This window comes from Mesobacillus boroniphilus, assembly GCF_018424685.1.
GTDB lineage: Bacteria > Bacillota > Bacilli > Bacillales > Cytobacillaceae > Mesobacillus > Mesobacillus boroniphilus_A.
Map to the genome: position 1 here is coordinate 198,067 of NZ_QTKX01000001.1, position 16,607 is coordinate 214,673.

General features: G+C 42.7%; 11 protein-coding genes. 10 read left to right on the forward strand and 1 reads right to left on the reverse strand.

Annotation, left to right across the window (positions count from 1 at the left end):
* The first annotated feature begins 113 nt into the window (after window positions 1–113).
* The 3 genes from DYI25_RS01045 to DYI25_RS01055 all read left to right on the forward strand — a co-directional run bounded on the left by DYI25_RS01045 (window position 114) and on the right by DYI25_RS01055 (window position 5,380).
* Window positions 114–2,738, forward strand: a complete 2,625-nt coding sequence (locus DYI25_RS01045) for a YhgE/Pip domain-containing protein (RefSeq protein WP_213365930.1) — start codon at window positions 114–116, stop codon at window positions 2,736–2,738.
* A 129-nt stretch (window positions 2,739–2,867) separates the two neighbouring features.
* Complete coding sequence (locus DYI25_RS01050; RefSeq protein ID WP_213365935.1) at window positions 2,868–3,221, forward strand: YisL family protein; 354 nt, start codon at window positions 2,868–2,870, stop codon at window positions 3,219–3,221.
* A gap of 128 nt (window positions 3,222–3,349) precedes the next feature.
* The gene (locus DYI25_RS01055) at window positions 3,350–5,380 is read left to right on the forward strand and encodes a sensor domain-containing protein (protein WP_213365938.1); all 2,031 of its coding nucleotides are present in this window, start codon (window positions 3,350–3,352) and stop codon (window positions 5,378–5,380) included.
* A 78-nt stretch (window positions 5,381–5,458) separates the two neighbouring features.
* Here DYI25_RS01055 and DYI25_RS01060 read toward each other — a convergent pair whose 3' ends face one another.
* Window positions 5,459–6,019 (reverse strand): DUF2777 domain-containing protein, encoded by a 561-nt coding sequence (locus DYI25_RS01060; protein WP_213365941.1) that lies wholly within the window; start codon window positions 6,017–6,019, stop codon window positions 5,459–5,461.
* A 191-nt stretch (window positions 6,020–6,210) separates the two neighbouring features.
* On the opposite strand from DYI25_RS01060, the gene asnB reads away from it, so the two are divergent.
* The 7 genes from asnB (at window position 6,211) to DYI25_RS01095 (ending at window position 16,423) form a co-directional block, all read left to right on the forward strand.
* Window positions 6,211–8,058, forward strand: coding sequence for an asparagine synthase (glutamine-hydrolyzing) (gene asnB, locus DYI25_RS01065; protein ID WP_213365944.1), 1,848 nt, complete (start codon window positions 6,211–6,213; stop codon window positions 8,056–8,058).
* A gap of 487 nt (window positions 8,059–8,545) precedes the next feature.
* On the forward strand, window positions 8,546–9,652 hold the full coding sequence (locus DYI25_RS01070) for an NAD(P)H-dependent flavin oxidoreductase (RefSeq protein ID WP_213365947.1): 1,107 nt from the start codon (window positions 8,546–8,548) through the stop codon (window positions 9,650–9,652).
* A gap of 208 nt (window positions 9,653–9,860) precedes the next feature.
* Complete coding sequence (locus DYI25_RS01075; protein WP_213365950.1) at window positions 9,861–11,402, forward strand: ATP-binding protein; 1,542 nt, start codon at window positions 9,861–9,863, stop codon at window positions 11,400–11,402.
* The gene (locus DYI25_RS01080; RefSeq protein WP_213365953.1) at window positions 11,380–12,039 is read left to right on the forward strand and encodes a response regulator; all 660 of its coding nucleotides are present in this window, start codon (window positions 11,380–11,382) and stop codon (window positions 12,037–12,039) included. Before DYI25_RS01075 ends, DYI25_RS01080 begins: the two co-directional genes overlap by 23 nt.
* A gap of 260 nt (window positions 12,040–12,299) precedes the next feature.
* Complete coding sequence (locus tag DYI25_RS01085; RefSeq protein WP_342032461.1) at window positions 12,300–13,262, forward strand: DctP family TRAP transporter solute-binding subunit; 963 nt, start codon at window positions 12,300–12,302, stop codon at window positions 13,260–13,262.
* A 91-nt stretch (window positions 13,263–13,353) separates the two neighbouring features.
* Window positions 13,354–14,394: a TAXI family TRAP transporter solute-binding subunit gene (locus DYI25_RS01090; RefSeq protein ID WP_213365956.1), complete on the forward strand. Its 1,041-nt coding sequence runs from the start codon at window positions 13,354–13,356 to the stop codon at window positions 14,392–14,394.
* Between the two features lie 58 nt (window positions 14,395–14,452).
* The gene (locus DYI25_RS01095) at window positions 14,453–16,423 is read left to right on the forward strand and encodes a TRAP transporter permease (RefSeq protein ID WP_213365959.1); all 1,971 of its coding nucleotides are present in this window, start codon (window positions 14,453–14,455) and stop codon (window positions 16,421–16,423) included.
* The last annotated feature ends 184 nt before the right edge of the window (window positions 16,424–16,607 follow it).

The following is a 16,607-nucleotide window of genomic DNA, read 5'->3' on the forward strand; positions in this document are numbered from 1 at the left end:
TTCAGTATTTTATGCAGGAGTTTTTACCTACACATGAGAATACTATTTGTTGCAGTGATTGAATACTCATTCAGTCGCTTTAACATATATATAATTCTCATGGGGGAGTACGAATGAATTGGTTTAGCTTGTTTTTGGCTCAAATGTCACAGATTGCATCGAGCAAAGGGGTACTCTATTCTGTTATTGCAGCTTTGTTGGTGCCAATTGTATATGGCGGAATCCTGCTGTCTCCAGATTGGGGACCGTATGATAATCTCTCCAATCTGCCTGTTGCAGTTGTCAACAAAGACAAAGGTGCCATGTCCGGGGAAGAGCCCCTTAATGTTGGGGAGGATCTTGTGGCAGACCTGAAGAAAAGCAATGACTTAGGCTGGAAATTTGTAGATGCAGAGAAAGCAGAAAAAGGACTGCAAAGCAATAAATATTACATGGTCATTGAGATTCCAGAAGACTTCTCTGAAAGAGTGACAACGGTTCTGGAGCCAGATCCGAAAAAATTGGAACTCAATTATATCCAAAATGAGGGCCTTAATTTTATGGCCGCACAGGTGACAAGAAGTGCAACTGAAAAACTGAGAGAGAAGCTTGCCAACAAGATTACTGAAAAGTATGCGAGCAATATTTTTGCAAATCTTGGAGACGTATCGAATGGGTTCAAAACTGCAGCGGATGGTTCTGAGAAACTGTATGACGGAACAGCTGAACTTCATGATGGTACTGGACTGCTTTTGACTACCCTTAACGAGAAGTCAGCAGATATTTCGAAGCTTGCGGCTGGAACTCTTGAACTGAAAAGTGGTACTGGTCAACTGGCGGGTTCTTTAGCCGGAAAACAAGGAGATATATCCAAGCTGGCAAATGGGTCAAAGGAACTTGCAGCAGGTACTGCTCAATTAGCAGGAAGTTTGAAATCCAAACAAAGTGATATTACAAAACTTGCAAACGGTTCAAAAGATCTGAAAGATGGGACCGGTCTGCTATTAAGCTCTCTTAATGAAAAATCCTCAGACATAACCAAGCTGGCGGACGGATCTGCAGATGTAAATGCAGGAACGGGATTGCTCCTGCAAAAGCTTAAAGGCGGACAGCCAGGCATCACTCAACTGGCTGCGGGAGGTAAGCGGTTAGAAGAAAAAATGCCAGAACTCAAGGCTGGTACAGCATCAGTGTTAGCTGGATTGCAAGGGGCACAACAAGCAGTAACTAACCAGATTGGCCCGGGAACTACAGCAGTAGCAGGCGGAATTAGCGAAGTGATAACAAATTCACAAAACCTGGGGAACAATCTTCAGGGCCTGACCACACTGTTGGAAGCATATCTCGCAAAGAACCCAGGATTAAGCACAGATCAAGATTTTTTAACTATTCTAGGAACAAGTAAAGGTATCAGGGATGCGGCCACTAATCCTGAAAATGCAGCGAAGCTTCAAGCACTGCAGGATGGAGCGAATCAGATTGCCGCAGCATTCAATGAAAATATTCCTGCAGAAAAAGGGTCACTTGCATCTGGAATTAATCAATTGGCAGAGGGCCAGAAATTGATCGACCAGGGTGTGGGCGACTTAGCAGCAAGTGCCCCTGTCCTGGCAGCTGGAACAGCAAGTGTAGCAGCAGGCTGGGATGAAATGATCACTAAGGTCGGATTGCTTCATGATGGAACAACTCAAATAGCTGCAGGAAATAAGTCCGTCAATGCTGGATGGGGAACCATCACAGCAGGGGTCAAAGAACTTGATGGCGGAGCAGCTTTAATATCAGCAGGGAATCAAACGGTAGATAAGGGCTGGAAGGAGCTTGCTGCAGGTGCAGCAAAAATCCATTCAGGGGCAGCTCAGGTCAGCGACGGAAATGCTACCGTAGATAAGGGATGGCGTGATCTGACAGCAGGTGCTTCCAAGATTCATTCAGGTGTTGTCCAAGTCAGCGACGGAAATGTCAGCGTGGAAAAAGGCTGGGGAGATCTGACTGATGGAGTAACAAAATTGAATGAAGGAGCAGGGAAACTTTATGATGGAAGCGGTCAATTGGCTGCCGGGTTAAAGGATGGTGCTGAGGAAACCGGTAAGATTAAAGCTAACGAAAAAAATATTGGCATGTTCGCTTCACCAGTTGAACTAATTAGCGACAAAGTCAACGGATATTCTCTTTACAGAGATTCTACTGCGCCATATGTGATGACACTTGCATTATTCGTGGGGATATTAATCATGTCAATGTTCATCAATTTCAACAAGCCTCAGGAATTAAATGTATCTAAGGTGAGCTGGTTCGCTGCAAAATTTATGAATCTTGCTTCCTTAGCTGTGGTTCAGGCAATTCTGCTATCCATTGTGGTCCTTGCATTCTTAGAATTAGAGGTTTCAAACCCAGCAGGGTTCATAGTGTTCGCTATAGTGGTTAGTATTGTATTTACGGCAATTGTCATGTTCTTTGCTTCGTTTGGGAATATCGGCCGTTTTATTCTTTTAGCATTGGTAGTCATGCAGCTTTCGACAACTGGAGCAAACCTACCAATTGATATGCTGCCTGAGTATCTCCGCAGTATAAGTGCATACTTGCCATTTACGTATTCGATTGCAGGATTTAAAGCTCTTATTTCATTAAATGGTTCTTCAATGGCGATGATTAACCTGGGTGTTCTTCTTGGCTTCCTTGTACTCTTTGCTTTGATGACTATGACAGTCTATTTATTCAAGACAAAAGAAGAACCACAACAAACCGATTTGGCTATGTAATGGCTGGGGACACCCTGAATAGGGTGTCTCTTTTAAATTGAACAGTTCATTATACTACCATATATTTATGAAATTCCTTTTTGAATATGGTATGATATTTTAGAATTTACTATTTAGGAGGACGGGTACATGATACATGCCCATATGACCACTTGGTTTTTGGCTCTTGTTTTATTCTTCGTTGCACTTGGACTACATAAAAGCGGTAAGGAAAAGGGCGCTAAAATTGTCCAGATGGTCCTTAGATTGTTTTACGTGCTCATTCTATTGACTGGCTTCTGGCTTCTTTTCAGCATCAATATCAACATTATGTATGTGCTGAAAGCGGCAGTAGGCTTGTGGGTAATCGCAATGCTGGAAATGATTTTAATTCGTACAAAAAAGAACGAAAAAGCGTCTATATTGTGGATTCAATTCATTGTCGCAGTTCTTCTTGTACTGTATTTAGGTTTTTCACTTCCACTTGGAACTGACATGTTCTAATATCGGTTTGTCGAAAAAAAGCTGTCCATTTGGGCAGTTTTTTCTTTTTTTGACATATTTTTACCCGGGGAATTATGATAACTTAAGAGGTAAGGGATATTGGAGAAATATAAAAATTGGAGACTGCAATGGCTACGACAAAAAGCTGCTTTTACGAAAATGATCGAAAACTTAATAGCTTTATAGAGGGCAATTCATTCAAAGACCATCGCAATCTATTGGTGCAAATCTTTTTCAGTCATAAAGAAAAACGAAAGCTTCAGCACCTTGAGCAGCTGCTTAAAAAGCAGCTTCCCGTATCTGCTGTGTTGAGCTGTGAAGCAGGCGGCTGCTTCCCTTTAGACACACAATGTGTCGTCTCATTTACTGTGTTCGATGAACAAGAACTCAATCCTACTCTTCAAGATCAATACACCATCAACACATTGAACAGCCTTGTGGAGACCTCACAACAAGACATCCTTCACCTTAACGAAAGCCTCAAAGTTTCCGAGCAATACTATCGTTCGTTGTTTGACAACAATGGAGATTTTGTCTATTCAACAGATTTAATAGGGAATTTCACAAGTGTCAACCAGGCATTCATGAAAACCTTTGGATATACCGAAAGCGAACTTATTGGCAAGTCAGCGCTCGATTTTATCAACAAGGAAGATGTGAACCGTGCCAAAATGCATTTTATTCAGGCACTAAAGGGGAAAAATCAGACCTATACAATCGAGATTACAATCAAGAGCGGCGAAACCCAGATTTTTCAGATCAAAAATATTCCAATTACGATAAATGGTGCATGTGTAGGAACGTATGGTATTGGCCGAAATATCACCACCCAGAAAAAAACAGAGGAAAAGATCATCCAGCTTGCCTATTATGACCAGGATACGGGATTGCCGAACAGGATGAGGTTCACTGAACAGCTCGAAGAAATGATTCACCGTGCCAAGCATAAGAAAGAACTACTTGCCGTACTTGTCATAGATATTGACCGCTTCAAAATCATCAATGACAGTCTTGGGCATTATGCTGGTGATATTGTATTGAAGGAGCTGGCACAAAGAATCCAGAATCGCCTTCCAGAAGGCGCTTATCTTGGAAGGTTCAGCGGCGATAAATTCACCATGATGCTGACAGAGAATGTTAGCATCGATCAGACGACAAGAACAGCCAGAGAATTGCAGAACCTTATATCAATGCCCTTGTTTTATCAGAATCAGGAGTTCATCGTCACGGCCAGCATTGGAATCAGCTCCTTCCCGGGGGATGGTCTTGATGAGCATGCACTGCTGAAAAATGCGGATATTGCGATGAACCGCTCGAAAAATCAAGGCGGTAATAAGATTACTTACTTCTCAACCGGAATGAACGATCAGGCATTGGTACGGCTTGAGCTTGAAAGTTATTTAAGAAAAGCGCTGCAAAAGGATGAGTTCCATCTTTGCTACCAGCCGCTTATGGACTTGAAATCTGGGGAGATTATCTGTACAGAAGCCCTCATCCGCTGGCAGCATCCGCATCTTGGACTGGTTTCGCCAGCACAGTTCATTCCTCTTGCAGAGGAAACAGGATTGATTGAGGAAATCGGTGCATGGGTTCTGACAACCGCATGTGTGCAGACAAAAGCCTGGCAGCAGAATGGATTCCCCAATCTCGGTATCTCGGTTAATGTATCAGCCTATCAGTTCCAGCAGCATGCTTTTATTGGACAGGTGGTCGAAGCCCTGGAGACGTCACAGCTTGACCCAGGTTACCTCTCCTTGGAACTGACAGAGAGCGCAATGCTGAAAGATATTGTCTATAGCATTTCGGTTATGAAATCGTTGCAGGAACTCGGGGTAAAGGTTTCGATTGATGACTTCGGAACAGGGTACTCGTCATTAAGTTATTTGCGTAATTTGCCAATCGATACGCTTAAAATCGACCAATCATTCATCAATAACCTTCATGACGACCCATCCGATATTGCAATCGTCAAGGCAATCATCACCATGGGCCAGGGTCTTTCGGTCAAAATTGTTGCCGAGGGTGTAGAAACATATGAACAGCTGAATCTTTTAAGAGATTTGGATTGCCATTATGCCCAGGGGTACTACATCCAGAAGCCGCTTGATATAGCTGCTTTCGAAAAAGGCTTCAGTACTATGGAAAATATTGTGTATTAAGTGAAATAAATACAAAGCCTGCACATTGAGTGCAGGCTCTTTTTTTTGTCGGTGCTGACCAAGGCGCTTACCTTTTCTTCAGGAAATTCTCTCGATAACGGTCCGTTTCCCGTTGTTCAAGGTTAATTCGAACCTGTCATTTTGTGTTTCAAAATAATCAAAGTGGTGCTGCACACTGCAGATGTATTCTTCATTATCAAGAATCAAAAAGTTGACTCCTGAAACCCCTTTTTCGTGATCGAGAAAGGTCAGATGGTTATAACAATAGATGCAATCATAGATCGAAAAATTGAGCGAATTCAATGTATTGATAAATTGGACAAACGCTTCATTATTCAGTTCATCGAGCAAACGCTCGAATGAATAGATCAGCTGCTTCCTGATCCTGATCATTTCCTGATCCTGCAAGATGATTTTTTCATTGCCGGTTTGAACATAGCCGTTATCCAGCAAAAACCCCTTGCACCATTTATTGTTTCGCTGCACTTCAATCTCTTGATGGATGAATTCATCGACAAGTGCGGCCTCTTCTGTTTCTTCATCAAAGAAAACCCATTGTGAATTAATATATTCTACTGTCCCGGTGTTGAATGCCCGGGGCTGGAATTCAATTAGATTGCTTCGTTGTTGTCGATTCATTTGGATCCTCCGTTAATTATCGCTCACCTTCTTTGTAGACATATTCTGGCGAATTTATAACATGATTTATAAGATAGGCAATTAACCAGTTGGGATGTTTATGCATAAGATGAGTAATGCTTAAGCAATTGTTAGTTTCTGAAAGTGCTTATTGACAACAAAAAAGTTCCGCTGAAAGGAATGATCAAAAAATGTGTGGAATAACTGGCTGGATAGACTATCGTAAAAATTTGGATCATGAACGGGAGACCATGGAAAAAATGGCGGAAACTTTAAGTAAAAGAGGTCCTGACGATACCAATGTATGGACTTCCGGGCATGCTGCACTGGGGCATAAAAGGCTAGTGGTTGTCGATCCCGAGGGCGGCAAACAGCCAATGACCAGAACACAAGGAGATAACCGTTATACCATTTGTTATAACGGAGAACTTTATAATACGGAAGACCTCAGAAAAGCACTGCTATTAAAAGGATATTCTTTTAACGGCCATTCTGATACAGAGGTTTTGCTTACTTCTTTCATGGAATGGAAAGAAAACTGCCTGGAGCATTTGAATGGGATCTTCGCCTTTGCTGTCTGGGATCACAAGCAGGAACAACTGTTCATCGGCCGCGACCGTCTTGGCGTGAAGCCGCTGTTTTTCCTTGAAACATCATCGGGTCTTATGTTTGCTTCTGAACAAAAGGCACTGCTGGCGAATCCAGAGGTGAAGGCTGAAGTAGACAGGGAAGGGCTTTGTGAGGTGTTTGGGCTTGGACCATCCCGTTCTCCCGGTGCAGGTATCTTTAAAAATATGAAGGAACTTCGGCCGGGCCACGGGCTGACTTTTTCAAAAAATGGTTTGAAAATATGGAGATATTGGAACGTAAAAAGCGAGAAACACACTGATACTCTTGATGAAACAGCTGACAAAGTGCGGGAATTGTTCACAGATGCTGTCACCAGACAGCTGGTTTCAGATGTTCCACTATGTACCTTCCTCTCCGGCGGACTCGATTCAAGCGCAATCACCGCAATTGCTGCGGATCATTACAAGTCGGAGGGCATGGGCAGCCTGCATACTTACTCAATCGATTACGAAGGCAATGACAAGTATTTCAAGAAAAATGAATTCCAGCCAAACGCTGATGCCTTTTGGATCAATAAGATGACGGAAACATTTGGTACCGTTCACCATAACAGCATCATATCCCAGCAGGATCTGGCAGGCTACTTAACTGAAGCTGTCCATGTCAGGGACCTGCCAGGAATGGCAGACATCGATTCATCACTGCTCTGGTTCTGCCGGGAAATCAAACAGGATTTCACCGTAGGACTTTCAGGTGAATGTGCTGACGAGATCTTTGGGGGCTATCCATGGTTTCATAGGGAGGAAGATCTGAATAGAACGGGATTCCCGTGGATGCGGTCGATTAATGAGCGTCAAAACATGCTGAGGGACCATTGGCGGAAAAAATTGAATCTTGAAGACTATATGATGGATAAGTTCAATGATACGATCGGAGAGGTTCCGGTACTGGATGGTGAAAGTCAAGTAGATGCTAAGCGGAGGCAATTATTCTATCTAAATATTATCTGGTTCATGACAACACTTTTAGATCGGAAGGACCGGATGAGCATGGGTGCCAGCCTTGAAGTGAGGGTTCCGTTCGCCGACCACCGGCTTGTAGAATATGTCTGGAACATCCCATGGGAAATGAAGATGCATGGAAACAGGGAAAAAGGAATCCTGCGCAAAGCATTGGAAGGCGTATTGCCAGATGAAGTATTATATCGTAAAAAAAGTCCGTATCCTAAGACTCATCATCCAGCCTATACCCAGGCAGTGCAAGGAATGCTGTCAGATTTCATGGGCGATTCAAACAGTGCACTACATGAATTCTTCGACAGGACCACCCTTCAGAAAATGATTGAAACCGAAGGCCAATCCTTCAACGTACCGTGGTTCGGCCAGTTGATGACAGGACCGCAGCTATTGGCACAGCTAGCGCAAATCCATATCTGGTTCAGGGATTACAATATCAATATAGCAGACTAAAAAAGCAAGCCCGTGATGGGCTTGCTTCAATTTTAAATATTTTAAGAGCTCTGGCTACTGGCGCTTCACCTTTTCGAATAAGAGGTTTTTTCTACATGAAAAGATGATCTATTTATAAAATTCGACTTTTATGTATCGAAAAATTCTGTAAAATAAACAATGAGGGAATTTTGAGAGATAGCAACAGAAGATCTAAGCCGGATGAATCTACGGGATTTGTTTCTGGGGTGCACACTGAAAGTGAAAATGTTTTGGAATTTGAAAACATAGATGAAGGCTGTTTTCGCATTAACTGTTGCTCTTCGATGATATACTCGTATCCGCATTATTAAAGGTATCGGAGCTCTTTTCGAGGAGATTTCTAAAGGGAATTTCCGATTATACGCATGAAAACCCAGGTGCCGGTCTTACTCTTGTTGAGAAAGTAACAAAATTTACGAAAAGAGCTGAGATGAAAGAAAAATGAGTAAAGGGAGGGGGCTATAACATGTGGGATAACAGGGTAAATGAGTTATTGAATATTGAATATCCAATTATACAAGCGCCAATGGCAGGAGGGGTGACAACCCCGGAACTGGTAGCATCGGTATCAAACGCAGGCGGCCTGGGTATGGTCGGTGCAGGATATATGGAACCAGGCCAGTTGAGAAGTCAAATAAGGGAAATCAAGATGCTAACGAGCAGGTCGTATGGAGTAAATTTTTTCATTCCGGCCGATTTTCGAATTTCAAAGCTTGATTTCGACTTGGCCTTCAACAGACTCCAGTCTGTTCGTGATGAGTTGAATATAAAGGAAGAGGTCCTGGTCCTCCCGGATCCGAAAGAGGATCAGGTTAAATTTGCCGAGTTGCTGGACGTCATCATCGAAGAAAAAGTCCCTGTCTGCTCATTTACCTTTGGCATTCCTTCGGAAGAAGTCATCTCAAAGTTGAAAAGGAAGGGTGTCATCCTCGTTGGAACTGCTACAAGTGTAAATGAAGCAGTGATGAATGAAAATGCAGGTATGGATATCGTTGTTGGCCAGGGAAGTGAAGCGGGCGGGCATCGCGGGTCTTTTTCGGAAAATGGTGGAGATCATTTGATTGGATTAATGTCGCTGATTCCCCAGATAACAGATAGGGTATCAATACCAGTTATTGCTGCCGGAGGGATCATGAATGGAAAAGGGTTCATAGCTGCGCTCTGTTTGGGGGCAAAGGGAGTGCAAATGGGGACTGCTTTCCTGACCTGCAAAGAAAGCGGTGCCCACAAAGTATACAAAGAAGCTGTTCTCCAGGCAACCGATTCAGATACTGTCTTGACCCGGGCATTTTCAGGGAAATGGGCCAGAGGTATCAAGAATCAATTCATAATAGAACTTGAAGAAAGTATGGTTCCTATTCCTGATTATCCAATTCAAAATAAACTGACCAGTAAAATAAGAAAGGCAGCAGCCACAGAGAATGACAGTCGGTTCATGTCGCTTTGGTCGGGACAAAGTCCAGGGCTGGCAAAGGATCAAACCGTTAAGGACTTAATCAGAAATATTGTTTCCGAAGCTGAGGAAATAAGGGCATCAATTGGAGGAACAGGTATCGCACCCGGGTCAATTTAAGTATGGAATATTCGAAGATTAATATGCTAGAGTTATCAGCTAAAGTAATGGACAAGAGGCCATAAAAGCGCATCTTCGTCCATGGTAACAGCCACTATGAATTCAGTTCAACTAAAGGATGCTTTTTATGAGAATGGGTTTAAGGACTAAAATGTTAATTATGTCTTTTTTTGTTGTTTCAATCTCTATTTTTACTAGTGGACTAATCATGGTTTACAGTATTTCGAATGCTTTTGAAAAAGAGCTGGGTGAGCGGGCTACAGCCATAGCCAGAACAGTTGCCCAAATGTCCAGTATCCGAAATAATGTCGGAAAGCCGGGAGGAGAAACTATTATCCAGCCTTTTGCGGAACGGACCAGACTTGCTACCAATGTGGATTATATTGTGATCATAGATATGAATCGTATCCGATACTCACATCCATCAGAAAGCCTTATTGGCAAGGAGTTTGTCGGTGGGGATGAGAAGGCATCATTGTCAGAACATGAGTATGTGTCAAAAGCGAAAGGGACATTGGGCAATTCGGTCAGGGCTTTTGTGCCGATTATGAATGAAGAAGGAGTGGTTCAGGTCGGGGTAGCCGTTGTCGGGATTCTTACTCCAACTTTCCATTCTCTTGTAGCACAGTATCAGAATGATATCTTTCTTTCTCTTATATGGGGCTTGTTGATTGGGCTGTTCGGTTCTTTAGTCCTGGCAAATAATATCAAAAAACAAACATTTAACCTGGAGCCTTATGAAATTGCCAGGCTGGCCGAAGAACGTTCAGCAGTAATGCAGGCAATGGATATGGGGATCATTGCTGCTGATGAAAACGGGAAAATCACTTTTATGAATCGGCTGGCTAAAGAATACGTGTTTAATGACTCAGAAAAAGAAATAACAAGGGACAATAGCTTGACAGAGATTCTTCCTAATTTAAATGATAGTATATCAAAAGCCCTCTATAACACTCATTCCCTGCAAATTACAAATCGGAGTATGAATATATTTGATAAAATTTATCTGGTATCTCTCTATCCGATTTACGTTAAGGGTGATTCGGCTGGCTCATTTATTACAATGGTTGATAAGACTGAAGCAAACCGTCTGGCTGAAGAGCTTACAGGGGTAAAAACGCTGGTGGATGCCTTAAGGGCGCAAAATCACGAATATATGAATAAACTACATAGCATTGCAGGTTTAATACAATTGGAAAGAACCGAAGAAGCCCTTGATATTATAATTGATGAAACAACCGATGAAGAGAATATCATTCAATTTCTGAAGGATTCGATATCGGACTATTCTATTTCGGGCTTGCTTTTAGGAAAAAGAGCAAGGGCCCGGGAGCTTGGAATCCAGTTTCATTTTGACAGGCGCAGTTATCTGCATCACCTTTTGGATGGCTTCAGTCCAGGTGATATTATCACAGTCCTTGGAAATTTGATTGAAAATGCCTTTGAGGCATATTTACCTCAAGAAAGAAATAAAATCGTCGTATGCTTTCTGCAGGGTGATGAAAATCATTTGATGATTATGGTACGGGACAAAGGGAAAGGAATCAGGGCTGAAGATCGGAACAATATTTTCACATACGGTTTCAGCACTAAGGCAAAGGAAGGTAGAGGGATTGGACTGGCCCTTGTCAAGCAGATTGTCGAGTCCCAGGGAGGAAAGGTCGAAATACATTCCGAAATCAACAAAGGGACAGAAATAACCATTGAAGTTGAAAGAAGGGGAGAGAATGATAAAAGTTTTTATAGTTGAAGACGATCCGATGGTTCTTGACGTAAATATTGGATTCCTGAAAAGGCTTCCCTTATTCCAATTGTGCGGTTCAACTACCCTGGGAGCAGAAGCTGTCAAGGAGATTCAAGAGCTGAAGCCAGATTTGATACTCCTTGATATGTTTTTGCCGGATTTATCCGGCATGGAAGTAATGAAGTTGATACGAGAAAGGAATATCCCTACGGATGTCATTATGATTACTGCAGCGAGAGATGCCCAGACCATCCATGATTTTTTCCGGTTAGGTGCGGTTGATTATTTGGTGAAGCCCTTCCGTTTTGACCGATTTAAATCAGCGCTCGAGACATACGAGAAAATGTGGAATAAATTAAATGCAGCTCCAAACCTGCAGCAGGAAGACATCGATGAATTCAAACAAATACAAGGACAGGCAGAATATTTACCAAAAGGCCTAAGTGAAAAAACGCTTAAGCAGATTTTTTTTGCATTGATGGAACAGGAAGAACCTGTTACGTCCGAAAGCCTTGCATCTGTATTGGGGATGGCAAGGGTGACGGTAAGGAGATATTTGGAGTATCTTGTACAAACTAAAAAAATCAGGGTGCATATCCAATATGGAAGTGTCGGACGGCCAAGTCATTATTATTTTATTTGATTAAAAATATTAAAAGACCAAAAAGACCAAAAAGACCATTATGGTCTTTTTCTTGTTGATGTTATGAAAGCGCTTTATAATTCGAATTATCAAAATATAGACAAAAAGTTTTCATTGAATTGTCGATATTTTGCCATGAATGCAGGAAGGGGCATGTTGAACCAGTGATCCATTACCTTTTCCGGACAAAGCCAAGAATGATTTTAATTATGATATTCCCACTGTTTTTTTTATCTTTGACTTCATGTCAGACGCAGAAAGTGGCAGAAGATAACGAGCAGCTTAGCAGGGAAGAAAGAATTGTCATCCGGTTTTCCCATATCGTCGGGGAAAAAACTCCAAAGGGAATGGCTGCTAGAAAGTTTGCCAGCCTAGTCAAAGAGAAATCGAACGGGTTTGTCGAGGTCCAGGTATTCCCGAATGGTTATCTTTATAAGGATGGAGAGGAAATCGATGCACTGCTAAGGGGTGACATCCAAATGATTGCCCCTGCCACAGCCAAAATCAGCTCATATGTGCCTGAATGGCAAGCCATTGACTTGCCTTTTGCTTTCCAGGATACCGATGAAGTCCATGAGTATCTTGAAGGGAATGTCGGAAACAAATTATTAAACGAGCTAGAGAGGAAAGGTTTTTATCCATTGGGCATGTGGGAAAATGGATTCAAGCAAATGACCAATACTTCAAAGCCGCTTGTCAAGCCCGAAGATTTCCGCGGATTAAGGTTCCGGATCATGCCAAGCGAGATAATCAGGCAGCAATTTCTGGAACTGAAAGCAGAATTGCAAACCAATTCTTTCAATGAGGTCTATCAGTTACTGGAGAAAAACAAGATTGATGGCCAGGAAAATACATATTCCAACATCGTCAGCAAAGGAATCCATTCTCAGCAGAAATATATGACTGTCAGCAATCATGGTTATCTCGGTTATGTCGTATTGCTGAAAAAAGAATTCTGGGACAAGTTGCCTGAAGATATCCAGCAAATTCTCCAGGAATCCATTGAAGAGGTTACTGCATGGGAAAAGACGATGGCCAGGAAGTTGAATGATGAGAGTTTACAAGAGTTGAAGAATTGTGGCTGTGTTGAAATCCACTATTTATCAGAAGAAGAAAAACAGTTATGGGAAGAAGCTCTCAAGCCGATTTACCAGAGATTCACCAATCGGTTTGGAGCAGAATATATAAAACAGCTTCCGAGGAACAAAGAGGCAGAACACTAATGCGAGGCTCTGTTATAGGTTAGGTTAATGCTGATTTACCAGCCAAATGTCTTGAGAGCCAATTAGTCAAAAAATTTAAGGGGGAAATACAATGAATATCAATTGGAAAAAGAAAGCGATTGCAGCAGTTGCTGGATTGTCACTGGTTTTGACATCGGCCTGCGGAAATGGGGGAAGTAGCGAGACGAGCGGTGAAGCAGCTGAAATCAAATATCAGGATTATCCAAAGACCGTTAAAATTGGAACTGCTTCACAGGGAGGCACTTATTTCATTGTTGGTGGAGGATTAGCCTCATTATTAGAACAAAAGCTGGATATTACAGCTAATGTTGAAGTAACAGGGGGACCTGTCCATAATATGCAATTAACCCAGGCGGGCGAACAGGATATCGGAATGGTAACACTTGGTCCTGCATATGAAGGATATACCGGAAGCGGGGAATGGACAGGTGGAAACAAGATGGAGGATGTCCGGATTGTTTTTCCTATGTATACCACACCGATTCATTGGTGGGCGCTGGAAAAATCAGGGGTTAAGAAAATTGAAGATATAAAAGGGCAACGTGTTGGTGTTGGACCGGCAGGTGGAACTTCCGGAACCTACGTCCCATTAATCCATGAAGTTTTGGGATTGGATACTGATAATGTCCAGGCTGGCGCAAGTGACATGGCTTCCCAACAGATGGATGGCCAGCTTGACATCATCGGGTATGCAGCAGGTATTCCTATTTCTGCCGTATCAGAAATTGAAGTGCAAAGGAAAATCAATTTCTTTGGGATTGAAGGCGAAATGAGGGACAAGGTCATCGAAAAGTTCCCATACTTCTTCCCGTTCACGATTCCTGCCGACACATACACGACCTTGGATAAAGACATCGAAACGATTGCCATGTTCAACTTTGGAATTGTGCGTAAAGATGCCAATCAGGACTTTGTTTATGACCTGGTGAAAGCTTACCATGAAAATCATGACATGCTTGTAAAAACCCATGTTTCAATGGAAGAAGCTGTAGAAAAAGCAATCTTGATCAATAAAGATGTTCCGCTTCATCCAGGGGCAATTAAGTATTACGAAGAAAAAGGCATTGAATTGCCTGAGTCAGTCTATCCGCCAGAAATGAATAAAAAGTAGAATACTTGCCTATCCCCTTGATGGGGGATAGGTATATTTAAGAAGGTAGGTATAAAAAATGAGCAAGGAAAAAACAGAGCAAATCGAAATGATCAATAAGCCGGTCCTTGAGATGCTTGAAGAAGCTGAAGAGGAGGAACAGGTCGAAAGTGCCACCGAGGCACGAAGGTTCACAGGCTGGACTAAGATCCTTTTTACCTCGATTGCTGTAATCGGAGCGCTGTTCCATTTATATATTTTAAACTTTCACCCGATTGATCCATGGCTATTCCGAAGCGCCCATTTACTGTTTGGATCGGTTCTGGGCTTCATGCTTTTCCCGGGGTGGAAAAAAGCGAATCTACGGATTCATATTGTCGATTGGGTACTTATCCTGGCAAGCATCGGTATCTTTATCTATATATATATGAATTTAAAACAATTGCTTTTCCGGTTTGGTGTCCTGCCGACAACAATGGACTTTATCGTAGCATTGGCAGGAATATTGCTGGTCCTTGAACTTACAAGGAGGACAAGTGGGTGGACGCTCCCAATCCTTGCAGGCATATTCATTCTCTATGCCTTCATCGGTCCGTACCTTCCAAGCATCCTTAACCATAGCGGCTACAGTATTGAACGCTTTACTACCTATATTTATGGTCTTGACGGTGTATTCGGAGTCACGCTCGATGTTTCGTCCAAATATATTTTGCTTTTTATTATTTTTGGTGCGTTTTTGCAAATGTCGGGTGTAGGACGCTACTTTATTGACTTTTCTTTTACCCTTGCAGGAGGAATGCGCGGAGGCCCTGCTAAAGTAGCCGTCATTTCCAGCGGATTGATGGGAATGATGAATGGTACATCAGCAGGAAATGCGGTTGCAACCGGTTCGTTGACGATTCCTTTGATGAAGCGAGTAGGCTATAATGGCCGATTTGCTGCAGCAACAGAGGCAACTGCCTCGGCTGGGGGCCAGATCATGATCCCAATCATGGGCGCGGGGGCTTTCCTGATGGCCGAAATTACCGGAATCCGCTATAGCGAAATTGTTATTGCAGCGACCATTCCGGCGATATTATACTTTCTGTCTGTATATTTCATGGTGGATTTTGAAGCAATCAAAAAGGGCATGAAGGGAATATCAAGAAAAGATCTGCCAAGTCTGAAAAGCATTTTGAAAAAGGCCTACTTGTTTGTGCCAATCATCCTGTTAATCGGAATGCTGCTAAAAGGATATTCTGTCATCATGTCGGGAACATACAGCATTCTGGCATGTCTCGCTATCAGCTGGGTTGGCAAGGAAACGAGAATGGGATTAAAGAAGGTCCTGGAAGCTTTAGAACTTGGGATGAAAAACACAATTCAACTATTAGCAGTTTGTGCCACCGCCGGCATTATCGTGGGGGTAATCGCATTAACAGGTGTTGGCCTTAGATTCAGCTCCATGCTCTTTTCAGTGGCGGGAAACAGTGAATTCCTTGCTCTCTTGTTCGCTATGTTCATTGCGATTTTCCTCGGAATGGGTATGCCGACAACAGCAGCCTATGCCGTGGGTGCTTCCGTTGTTGCACCTGGATTGGTTAACCTGGGAATTGAACCACTGTTTGCGCATATGTTCGTCTTCTACTATGCTGTCATGTCAGCCATCACACCGCCAGTCGCTCTGGCAGCCTATGCGGCAGCTGGAATTGCAGGCACTGACCCGATGAAAACGGGAGTGGAAGCATTCAGACTTGGAATTGCAGCCTTCATCGTGCCTTTCATGTTTATCTACAGCCCGCAATTATTGATGGTAGGAAGCTTTATGGAGATCTCCATTGCTGTAACCACAGCAGCCATCGGTATTTATCTGCTGTCAGCCAGTGTCCAAGGCTGGTTCGCAGGACGGCGCGCCATTTGGGTCACGAGGGTTTTGCTAATCATTGCTGCTCTTCTTTCAATTGATTCTGGCTTAAAGACAGATTTAATCGCGCTTGTGATCATTGCTTCGGCTGTTGCTGTCCAGCTAATCATTGTGAAAAAAGAGGCAGATCAAACACTGGCAGTCTAAGTCCAAGTGTTATAGCAAATTAGGAATGGAGGAATTAGGGAGTCCAGATTACTGGTGGGATTCCCTGATCCTTTTTTTCTTTCTATTCATATTTCGAGCGGATAGCGAGGATTCTGAAGCGAAAACAAACTGCTACACTGCTCTTGTGGCATTAAGGGAAAATAACAGTTACATAAATTAATAA